The 241-nt window shown below is 49.4% G+C and carries 1 pseudogene; it reads right to left on the bottom strand.

Annotated elements, in window-relative coordinates:
- Positions 1-177, bottom strand: a pseudogene (locus tag BFF42_RS28015) (IS1 family transposase); the annotation flags it as partial.
- Positions 178-241 lie beyond the last annotated feature (64 nt).

Here is a 241-nt window from a genome sequence, read left to right on the forward strand (position 1 = left end):
TTTCTGGTGCGTACCGGGTTGAGAAGCGGTGTAAGTGAACTGCAGTTGCCATGTTTTACGGCAGTGAGAGCAGAGTATAGCGCTGATGTCCGGCAGTGCTTTGCCGTTACGCACCACCCGTCAGTAGCTGAACCAGGAGGGACAGCTGATAGAAACGAGAAGCCACTGGAGCACCATCAAAACACCATCATACACATAAATCAGTAAGTTGGCAGCATCACCAAAAAATGTAGTGAAGAAC

This window comes from Shigella sp. FC1661, from assembly GCF_001712525.1.
In the GTDB taxonomy this organism is placed as follows: domain Bacteria; phylum Pseudomonadota; class Gammaproteobacteria; order Enterobacterales; family Enterobacteriaceae; genus Escherichia; species Escherichia coli.